General features: G+C 43.8%; 6 protein-coding genes. All 6 read right to left on the reverse strand.

The window, feature by feature from the left end; translation table 11 throughout:
- Nucleotides 1-72: 72 nt before the first annotated feature.
- On the reverse strand, nt 73-1,344 hold the full coding sequence (locus A6049_RS00580; protein ID WP_063562734.1) for an alpha-L-fucosidase: 1,272 nt from the start codon (nt 1,342-1,344) through the stop codon (nt 73-75).
- Nucleotides 1,345-1,384: 40 nt separating this feature from the next.
- Nucleotides 1,385-3,118 (reverse strand): DUF4091 domain-containing protein, encoded by a 1,734-nt coding sequence (locus A6049_RS00585; RefSeq protein WP_095205933.1) that lies wholly within the window; start codon nt 3,116-3,118, stop codon nt 1,385-1,387.
- Nucleotides 3,119-3,209: 91 nt separating this feature from the next.
- A complete protein-coding gene (locus A6049_RS00590; RefSeq protein ID WP_205411977.1) occupies nt 3,210-4,901 on the reverse strand; it encodes an ABC transporter substrate-binding protein in 1,692 nt (563 codons plus the stop codon).
- Nucleotides 4,902-5,009: 108 nt separating this feature from the next.
- Complete coding sequence (locus A6049_RS00595; RefSeq protein WP_063562736.1) at nt 5,010-5,909, reverse strand: carbohydrate ABC transporter permease; 900 nt, start codon at nt 5,907-5,909, stop codon at nt 5,010-5,012.
- Nucleotides 5,910-5,938: 29 nt separating this feature from the next.
- Nucleotides 5,939-6,925: an ABC transporter permease gene (locus tag A6049_RS00600; RefSeq protein WP_371129236.1), complete on the reverse strand. Its 987-nt coding sequence runs from the start codon at nt 6,923-6,925 to the stop codon at nt 5,939-5,941.
- A 235-nt stretch (nt 6,926-7,160) separates the two neighbouring features.
- Nucleotides 7,161-9,383: a helix-turn-helix domain-containing protein gene (locus A6049_RS00605; RefSeq protein WP_063562737.1), complete on the reverse strand. Its 2,223-nt coding sequence runs from the start codon at nt 9,381-9,383 to the stop codon at nt 7,161-7,163.
- Nucleotides 9,384-9,586: the final 203 nt, after the last annotated feature.

Consider the following 9,586-nt stretch of genomic DNA (forward strand, 5'->3'; position numbering starts at 1 on the left):
ATTCCTTTGGATGAAAAATAAGAAACAGCGACCACGTTCTGGTTACTGTTTCTTATTTTTTTTCATATTAATTTAGCTTAATGGATCTGGAGTGCCGCCACCAACATGATGGAAGCTTAGTTCCTGAAGTACTGCCTCTTGGTCACTTTCGGTGATTTCAACAATAACACCCCGAATTTTGATCGCAGGGATACGAATAATTGCCTTATGACCTATATGTTGCCCTTCATAAATGGTCACAGGTCGTCTTGACTTTTGAGTAATGATGTCAATCTTGAAGCTTCGTATATTTTCACCAGATGTAAGATCCTCTTGGATGATAACGTGGTCGAGTAACTGGGGCACCTCTGTCTCGTAAACCCACGATTTTTCAAATCTTCTGCATTGCTCAATTGTTGCAAATGGACGTTCGAAAAGGCGAATTTCCGAACCGAATTCCAACAGTCTCTCTACATCTTTCTCCGGAAGCAGACCGTTGCGATCCGGTCCAATATTCAGGAGCAGGTTTGCACCACGGCCAACGGAATGATAATAAATGCCCATAAGTTCTTCCGTACTTTTCAGGGTAAGTTCATTGCTATCGCTATAAAACCAATCTCCCCTTATTTGGACGTCACATTCCGCTGGCAGCCATAGGTGTTCAAGCAATTGCTCTTTCTTTTCCGTCATAATTGAAAACTCCGTTGAGTCAACTTCATTCCAGCATGGAATAGGTGCAATACCATCCTCATTCCCAACCCACCGAAAGTCGGGGTCACCCATATTAAAAATTAAAATATGAGGCTGCAAGCGGCGAATTTCATCAATAATACGTTTCCAATCATATGAATGTGCCTCAGAGCCACAACCGTCAAACCACAGAATATCGATGTCGCCATATTGCGTGAGCAACTCTGTGATTTGATTGACGAAATAATCGTCGTAGGCCTTCGCATCTTGGGTGTAAAAGTCAGCTGAACCATCATACGGTGAATAGTACAAGCCTGGTTTCATATCATATTTTCGGCAAGCATCAACAAATTCCCGTATGACATCCCCTTGCCCACCCTTCCACTGAGAAGCCGCCACACTAAATCGACTGTAGTCGGAAGGCCAATTGGAAAAGCCGTCATGGTGCTTCGCAGTTAACACAGCATAGTTCATTCCGGCTTCTTTGGCCGACCGGATCCACTGCTCACAGTCTAAGTCAACAGGATTGAAAGCAGCCGGATCCATCTGCCTTTCATCGAAATCGACATATCCTTCATAAAAGGTGCGAAGTCCGAAATGAAGAAATAATCCAAATTCCCATTTTTGAAAAGCAAGTTGTTTGGCTGATGGCGTTAATTTTTGAACAAGATTCATATGATCACACCTTTCTCATTCCATTGTTTAATACAGCTGTTCATTCTGTTTGTCCGTTCTCAATCTCATATAATCGATCGTAGTCCTCGATATTAAAACTGTATAATTGCATGGCCGTTTTGCCAGAGGAGGGTGCAAGCTCTCTCGCATGATCGAATCGAAATACTCGCTGGAGAATCTTTTCAACCTGCTCTTCCTGTCCATTCTGCTTTGCTACCTGCATATATTCATAATCGCGGATGCCTCGCTGCAGCCACTTATAACGCAGTGAAAGCAGCGGCTTGCCCCTTTTTCCCGGGTAAACGAAATTGGTATCCCCAGCCTTCCAAATCATAGGACGATAGGAAAGCCTCTCCAGAGGTTTGTCGGGCCACACGGTATAATTCCACCGTAGAAAGCCATCCAATTTCAGCTTTTCTGCGAGCCAAGGGATCACCCGAGACTCAATTGACGGCGAACTGAGGAACGTGTTGGGTTTCTCTGGCGAGCAGCAAACGTAAAATGTAAATGTCCCCTTCACTTCTTTTCTTAGCTGCTCTAGCTGTTCATACTCTTCTGCAGCACAGTCAAGCACAGGCACATAATCAACGATTCCTTTAATATGTTTATGAATAAATTCGGTATGATTGATTGCTGCTTTATAGAGGAATGATGGCGCCATCTCGCGTAAGCATGCTAAACTTTCCTCAAATAAGCAGATATCAGCCGGTTCATCCGCAACAACACGAACGCGGTCAATCCACTTTTTCGAGATAAAATGCTGCTCTAATGCCACTACATAAGCGCTAAGATCTGATTTATTTCGGATAAACTTATAGCTCCCGGTTTCTTCATCATAATAGCGGACGCGAATGGCATCGGGGTAATCCTCCACAACTCCCCCAAACCCTTCATCCTCATGCTTCCAAATATTGATCAAGCCGAATACTTCTATTTCTTTGCATATTCCGTGCTTCTCTCCTATCTCAACATACCGATCCAAGTGCGTAAAATCATAGTCAAATCGACCGTCGCTCCGTCTCACGATTTGAACGATACTGTATTCATTCAAGTCGGATGGCTCAGCATCGATAAATGATCGTTGTCCGCTCCATGGCTCCTCTGAAACAACAAGCGTCAACGCCTTTTGTCCGAGCTGAGATAAGCTGTGAAGATACGAATCAAGAAGCGTAAAATGTTCATCGGTCCAATAGGAAACATCATATTTTCTTGCAATATTACAGTTATGCTGCCACAAGTCCAAAACGAAAGTATAATTTTGAGGCTCTGGCAGCACTTGTTCACTGATCGTTAAACGAAACGTCAGTTCTTTCTCCAAAACCTCATCCTCGAACATCGTATGCGTGTAGAATTTCAGCTTGCCTTCATATTGACCGCTTACAACGGAATCATCGGCATGAAGCTCCACCCACAAAGGTTGGATCTGACGCTTCCTAAGCCATTGGTAGGGTTCATCCAGCAGAACATCTGAAGTCATAACGCGATTATCGTCCTCTATCAACCCGATAAGCTGAAGATCGATCTTGCAGGGAGCATCCGTCTCCACCTCACAGCGCACGATTTTGATCGGCCCGCCCTTCCATAACAATGCATCCCGGTTAATCGTAACGAGCATATCCTCTTGATCTGAGTTGACCAATGCCTGGAAGGCGGCGCTGTCATTTTTACAGCAGCGAAGTTCTAAGTGTTTCACCTGCGTGTCTTCACGTCCCTGATTCCACCAATTGGACGACCACATATACTTATAGAACATGTTTTGCAAACCACAGTTCACTTTAAACTGCACCTCCGAGTCTAATCTGAAATCCTCCAGGTCCTCCTCCAGGTCAGACTTGAAGGTAGAATTATTTAGGGGAAATTTCGAATTATTTCGTATCAATTGCCTTCTGGTAAATTTCTATATACTGACCAAGTTGCAGACCATCCAGACCTTTTACATAAGAATCCCATTCTTTCTCGATGTCCTTGCTGCCCGTAATGAACTGAGCCATGTTTGACTTGACGTAATCTCGGATTGATGTTTTTAGTTGAGCCGCAACCTGAGTGTCTTCCAATGCTATGAATACGCTGGACGGATAATTCTCTTTCGATTGGAACGGCTCATATTTGGCTGACTCACGCTTCAGACGAACCTCGTACGCGCCTTCAGCAAGCGGATCCTGCAGAGCTGCCCATGAGTCACGATACTGGTATGTGCGGAGGGATGGTCCAAGCTGATCCCAGCGATCGTTATACGTAATTTTGGTTTCACCATCAGAAATAATTGCATAAGTTGCCGGTTTGCCGTCCATACCCAGCTCGCCTTCCTCTGCTTTGCGCCATCCTTCACCTTCTGGACCATGCTCTTGATTCACAATGGCTTCTTCTGTATATAAATAGTCGGCCAAACGGATTGCGGCAATTTTCTGTTCATCGGTCGCTTTATTCGTAATGGCCATTTGCGACACACTTACTCCCGCAAAGTATCCTGCTTGCTGCACACCGTTCGGTCCTTTAAGGGGAGGCACGGTGACATACTCTTTATGGCGCGGGTGTTTGTCATCGGGGCTGTGGGCGTAACTGATTAGAGCGGTTGTAATGCTGCCAATCACATTCGCGTCTTGACGGTTGCCCAACTGCTGGATGGCATCGGAGTTCTGTGTGAATGATGCTGGATCGATCAGGCCTTCCGTATAGAGCTTGTTCAGGTACAATAATCCCTGCTTCCATTCTTCCTTATTGGCGACGAAATCCACTTTGCCGTCCTTTACCTGGAGAAAAGTCCCGTTGTCTTTGTCCACCTGATCGTCGATGATAAACGAATTCATCAAGAAGGAAGCGACGTTCCCTGCCCACATGTCGTCAGCGCCGGTAAGCGGAATTTCGTCTTTTATACCATTACCGTTCGGATCATTTTCTTTAAAAGCTTTTAGCACTTCATAAAACTCGTCCGTTGTTGACGGCATTTTTAACCCAAGCTTATCCAGCCAGGACTGATTGATCCATAGCTTCTGTGCATAGTTGCAGTGATAGCACTCGTTCACTTGCGGAAGTGCATATATGTTGCCGTCCGGTGAAGTGATAGAGCTTTCCAGGTACGGCAGTTCAGCCATTGCTTTTTTGAAGTTAGGCGCATATTTATCAATCAAGTCGTTCAGTGGAATAAACACACCCTCTTTGCCGTACTTCATCTGCTCTTCTTTGGTTAAGCTCCCATGCAAAATTACTTCAGGATAATCACCGCTTGCCAGCATCAATTGTTTACGGTCGTTTAGCGCTTTTTCAGGTACGAGATCCCATTTTATTTGAATATTCGTCTTGTCCTGGAGGTATTTCGTGAATGTATTGGTTTCCATATTCTCTATGACGGCGTACTGCGGAGCAAACATTTTGATCGTCATGGGCGTATTGACAATCGGATATTCTCCAACGGGCGTAAACACGTCGCTTGCTTCTGGTGCACTGGCAGAAGGTGTATTCGTAGTTGCGCTCGAATCCCCGCTACAGGCGCTCAAGACGAGTGATAAACAGAGTGCAGCTCCGAGGACGCAAGAGAATGACTTTTTCCATGTTTTCATAGTTATGACCCCTCCCATTTATCGAACATTAATTTCAATTACGGAAGCATTCTATCTGGTCTTCAACCCCTCACCTCCTTAAATGCTGGTTGAGCTACCTCCCCGTCACTATCCTTTTAATGAACCGATCATGACACCTTTAACAAAGTGCTTCTGCACGAACGGATAAATGATCAGGACAGGTGCACTTGCGACAACGATAAGCGAATATTTTAGCAAGTCCTTCAATCCTTGCTGCGCCAACATCTGATCAACATTGGTCACCATAGTCGGATCGATCGAGTTCAGAATAAGAATGTTACGCAACACGATCTGTAACGGGAACAAATCTGGAGATTTCAGGAAAATCAATGCATCGAAGTAAGCATTCCAGTGGCCCACAGCATACATCAACGTCAGCACAGCCAAAATGGGTTTGGAGAGCGGAATTACCATACTGGTAATGAACCGGATGTCACTACAACCATCGAGTTCGGCAGCTTCCGCAATTTCCTCGGGAATCGTGGTCTGAAAAAAGGTCCGTGCGACAATCACTTGAAACACCGCCATGGCTCCTGGCAAAATCATCGCCCAACGTGTATCGAGGATATGAAGGTTTTTTACTACGAGATATAAGGGGATAAGCCCTCCTTCGAACATCATCGTGATGACTAGAAGGACCATGATGAAATTACGGCCGTAGAACGTTTTTCTGGCGAGCGGATAAGCAAGCATAACAGTCAAAGCAACGTTGACTGCTGTACCTATGACTGTATAATAGAGCGAGTTCAAGTAACCGAAAACGATTTGTGGATTTCGAAACACCGCTTTATAGCCTTCCAGCGTAAAGTCGACGGGTAACAGCCACACCTTGCCGGATACGACGGCTTGCGGTGAGCTAAACGATGATGAAATGATAAAGATGAGCGGAAAAAGGACGACAATCGTCACTACGCTCAAAAAAGCATAGACACCGAGTAGAAACAAACGATCACCATACGATTCCCGAATCCTTGATGCTTTGAACATATTTGTTCCTCCTTTCTGCTGATTTGCTGTTACCATAAACTCGAATTGGATAATTTCTTGGCAATGTAGTTAACGCTCACAAGAAGAATCAGATTGATGATCGAGTTGAAGAAACCGATTGCAGTCGAAAAGCTGAAGCTGGAGCTGAGCAGTCCCACCTTATACACATAGGTAGAAATGACTTCAGAAGTGCTGATGTTTAGGGGATTTTGCATCAAATATACTTTTTCGAAGCCAACTTTCATGAAATTCCCTAAATTCAATATGAGCAGAATGACGGATACAGGGATAAGGCTCGGTAAGTCAATATTAATAATTTTCTGCATCCGGGACGCACCATCCACTTTTGCCGATTCATATAGTTCAGGGTTGACTCCTGCCAAAGCTGCAATGTAGATAATCGCACCATAACCTGAAAATTGCCATACATCCGACCAGACATAAATCGATTTGAACAAGCTCGGAATTCCCATGAAATTTGTATTTTCAATGCCTAGTAGTTGTGTGAATTTGCTAATAATCCCAACACTTGGAGACAAAGTTACGATGAGAATAGAAACCATGATAACGGTTGAAATAAAGTAAGGCGCGTAGGTGATCATTTGTACACTGCTTTTGAAAAAACCGTTACGAATTTCATTTAATGCAAGTGCCAATAGAATCGGAGCAGGAAAACCAACAAGCAAACCGTACATATTAATGCCAAGCGTGTTCTTCAAATACAGCCAAAAGTTTGGTGATTCAAAAAATTGTTCGAAATATTTCAGTCCGACCCATGGGCTACCCCAAATACCTTGGATGACGTTGTACTCTTTGAAAGCAATGACAACGCCAGACATAGGTATATACTTGAAAATGACCAAATACAGCAACGGCAGAAATACGACCAAGTATAACTGCCAGTGACGCTTCATTTTTTTCCCAATGAAGCGTAATGATGATTTGCTGTCAGGCAATGCCGGTTCATGTGGCTGGCCTTGCATTGAAGTTTCGGGTTTCCTGATTCTCTTTTGCATGCTTGACATATGCTCCTTCTCCTTTCGTTCGATCTGATTGTTTGCGCTTACATTCTACATAGTAAAGTAGGATAACGAGGTGCAGCAAGAAACAATAATCGTTAACTTAACCGTCTTCGCATGGCCTGAAAATGCGCAGCAGCTCCGGTGTTTAGCCGGAGCTGCTGCATGAAATACATTATGAAACTGCTGGGTAAGCAGGCGTAGCAAACCATTTTCAACCAGTTAACCAAATTCAACCGATCTGTCTGCGCGCTGCTTCTTCGCGGAATTCGCTTGGGGAGTAGCCTACCACTTTCTTAAACACACGGCTGAATGAGATCGCGCTTGTATAACCTACCTTCTCAGCTACCTCCTGCATGGAACCTTGTGTTTCCGTGAGCAAGCGCTTTGCGGCCTGCAGGCGGATGTCAATCAAGAAGTCGACGAATTTCTGTCCGGTCTCTTCCCTGAACAGCTTGCTTACATATTTTCCATTAATGTTAAAGATTGAACTGAGATATTCAAGCGACATGTTCGGATTGGCATACTCCTCTTCGATCATTTTCCGCATATCTCGAATGGTAGCTGCATGCAGACGCCTGTTTTGCGCTTCCTTCAAATCTGTGAAAAAGCTGTTCAATACGGTCAAAGATTCTTCCCGCATTTGCTCGAGTGAATGGCACTCGTCTATGATCTTACTGAGCCTCGGTAACCCGTCTCGCATCCATATTTCTTGGACCTCTTTTGTCATCCCGGAGATTTCCAGTCCCAAGTAGTAAATTAAATAATTCATCAGATTTGTAATTTCATCTTTCGTTAACAACCCTAGCTTCATTTCATTCATGAGCTTGTCGTACTTCGTCTTCCATTCGTCCTCAAGAAGTCTGAACGACTGGATGATGGATCGAATTACGTTTAATTGTGAGAACACCTCAACCTGGCCATGATTTGCGATGTGTTCGCTAGTAATGAGCCTGTTTTCTCCTAACACTATTTTATATTTAAGCGCCCTTAGTGCCTCTTTATAAGAATTTGCGACGCTGGAAAGCTCTTCAACCTGCTCACCGATACCTATCGTTACCGTAAATTTCAGATTTTCCTGTACCCACACACGAACGCTCTCGAAAAGTTTGAGTGTTATGGAAGTACTTGCTTCCTCCTCGCTGTTCATAATTACCATGACGCTTAGCTGAAATGCCGAAGTCCACTCTGACCAAAGCGCGAGCTCATATTTTGGAGCAAGCTCTTGAATAACACTGCGTAGCGCGAATTTAAGAAGGTTTTGGTCTCTGCGGGAGTATTGGCAGCAAAAATCACTGTATTTATCCATTTCGATCACAAGTACGACTTGTTTATTAAACGAGTATGGAAGCTGAAGACTGTTTGTTTCTCCTATCCATTCCTCATGGGTTAAACCCATGTCACCTTCAATGAGTTGGTGGAACAAGTACCTTTTTCGCAGATGCAGATCTTCATCGTGCTTTTGCTGATACTGATTCGATTGCTCAATAATATTGGACAAGGCCGATTCGATGAAGGAAAATTCATCTCCCAACTCCTTGGACAAAGGGAGACGGTAGCCGCGGATTCGCGCCACAATCTGTTCCAGCGGTCTTGAATTGCGTCTGGTAACATAGAGCAGCCATACAAAACCACCCCCGATCGTCACGATACCGATGATAAACCAGACATTATATAATGAAGAGATCACATGGAACAACTTTCCATTTATGAGTCCGCTTTGGTAGGACCATCCGGTATAGCTCGATACATAATTGGAGAAAATCTTTGATTGCTCTTTAGAATGCAAGTCACTAAACAAATCGTTTCCCGCTGCGTCCCGAATTCCGATAAAGCTTGTTTTTGAATCGTATAGGTCAGCAATACTGTTCTGCAACGAATCAGTGGCCACATTGACGACAATCATGCCTTTCTTGCCTGTAATAAATGGCGCTCCCCGTACCAAACTAACGACAGGCTTACTCCCTTTTGTAGAAAACTGCTCGAAGGTTCTTATGCCCGACCATTGCTTGGGTGCGAGCGGATCCATAGCCTTAATAATAAATGGCTCGTCTCTGTAGTTGCTAAGTTGATCACTTGTCGCATTACTAAGCACGAAATTGTCTTCATAACGCACAAAATAGATCGAATCAATCATGGGGTAATAGGATATCATATCCTGCATTTTTTTAACTGCGCTTATGTTGATGAAAATGTTATTCTTCTCTTCATTATTGAAGAAATCAATCAACTGCTTATTATTTATGGTTTCCGACATTATCATATTGTCTATCGCCTTCAGGGAAGTATCGATCAGACGCATCGCCTGTAATGATAGCATTTTGTTGGCGTTAAGCGCCTCCTTACGGCTTTGTTCGCTTAATATCTGAAAAAAAACAAAAAACGTAAACGTAATCACGACAATAAAAATCGGCATATAAGAAAACAGCAATCGATTAAATAACGTTTTCCTCATATCCAGCCCCCAATTTTTTAAACGGAATGATATATATTTACATATTGTACACGCTTACATCTGAAGACGTCCATACAATACGGCATGTCCACCCCTCAACAGTATGTAGATTAATCGCCTCTTTTTTAGCCATACAAAAATGCACCCCCTAGAATTTCATCGGCCAAACCCAGGGGTTTTTCCAATGTCTATTCTAAGGGGTG

Source organism: Paenibacillus sp. O199 (assembly GCF_001636635.1).
Taxonomy (GTDB): domain Bacteria; phylum Bacillota; class Bacilli; order Paenibacillales; family Paenibacillaceae; genus Paenibacillus; species Paenibacillus marchantiae.

Excerpts from the sequence above, each read along its gene's own strand:
- A6049_RS00605 (WP_063562737.1), bottom strand. The coding sequence starts at position 9,383 with ATGAGGAAAACGTTATTTAATCGATTGCTGTTTTCTTATATGCCGATT.
- A6049_RS00595 (WP_063562736.1), bottom strand. The coding sequence starts at position 5,909 with ATGTTCAAAGCATCAAGGATTCGGGAATCGTATGGTGATCGTTTGTTT.
- A6049_RS00580 (WP_063562734.1), bottom strand. The coding sequence starts at position 1,344 with ATGAATCTTGTTCAAAAATTAACGCCATCAGCCAAACAACTTGCTTTT.
- A6049_RS00590 (WP_205411977.1), bottom strand. The coding sequence starts at position 4,901 with ATGAAAACATGGAAAAAGTCATTCTCTTGCGTCCTCGGAGCTGCACTC.
- A6049_RS00600 (WP_371129236.1), bottom strand. The coding sequence starts at position 6,925 with ATGCAAAAGAGAATCAGGAAACCCGAAACTTCAATGCAAGGCCAGCCA.